Origin of the sequence: Cryptosporangium phraense, assembly GCF_006912135.1 — a bacterium.
GTDB lineage: Bacteria > Actinomycetota > Actinomycetes > Mycobacteriales > Cryptosporangiaceae > Cryptosporangium > Cryptosporangium phraense.
This window is the reverse complement of the sequence record NZ_VIRS01000080.1, coordinates 1-888: the sequence shown is the minus strand read 5'-3', so window position 1 is coordinate 888 and position 888 is coordinate 1. Positions and strand designations below refer to the sequence as shown.

The following is an 888-nucleotide window of genomic DNA, read 5'->3' as shown; positions in this document are numbered from 1 at the left end:
CTAAGGGCTGCCTCGTAACTCGGTTCGGTCGGCGGTGGCCGGGCCCGGTCTGAGGTCAGATGGTCGCGGCGAGGTTGTGCATGTACGCGATCCCACGCACGGCGTGTGCGGCCCCGGGGCCGCGGCGGCGGCAGTCACGCAGGATCGTCCAATTCTTCATCCGGGCCAGGACGTGTTCGATGCGGGCTCGGACGTGACGGTGAGACCGGTTGTGGTCTTCTTTCCAGTCCGGCAGCGGGCTCTTGTCGCGGTTGCGGCGGTGCGGGATGACGACTCCGGTGCAGCGGGGCCCGCGGTAGGCGCCGTCAGCGATCACGGTCGCGCCGCGGGTCGCCCACGCTGCGCCGGAGTCCTCACAGGGGGTGCAGTCGTTGCGGTTGCCCGCCACCGGGTCACCGACCGCGACCACGAGTTGAGTGTCGGCGTCGATGACGACCTGCACGTTCACCGAGTAGCGGTAGTTCTTCGACCGTGCGGTGAGGTCCTGGTCGCGGACCGGGACGAGGGTCCCGTCGACGATCAGGACCTTCTCGGGTGAGTGCCGGCGGACCACCGGGGAGAGGGCGAGGAACGAGGCGAGCCGGTCGATGATGCGGTGCACCGCGGCCTGCTTGATTCCGAACAGGGGCGCGACCTGCCGCATCGTCAAATTGGTTCGGTAGTAGACCGCGACCAGCAGCACCCGGTCGGCCAGCGGCAGACACCACGGCCGGCCGGGCCGGCGGTCCGCGACCTCGGCGCCGCCGCGGCGGGCCACGGTCGCGACAAGACGTCGGAACTGCCGTTCGGACAGGCCGGTGAAGACCGGGATCAGTTCGGTCCGCGACGCCGACAACACCACCACGCGGCACCCAACGACCAAGAACGACCGTGGTTACGAGTCAGCCC

The 888-nt window shown here is 69.7% G+C and carries 1 protein-coding gene; it reads right to left on the bottom strand.

The window, feature by feature from the left end:
* Nucleotides 1-55: 55 nt before the first annotated feature.
* Nucleotides 56-844 (bottom strand): transposase, encoded by a 789-nt coding sequence (locus tag FL583_RS39825; protein WP_170324117.1) that lies wholly within the window; start codon nt 842-844, stop codon nt 56-58.
* Nucleotides 845-888 lie beyond the last annotated feature (44 nt).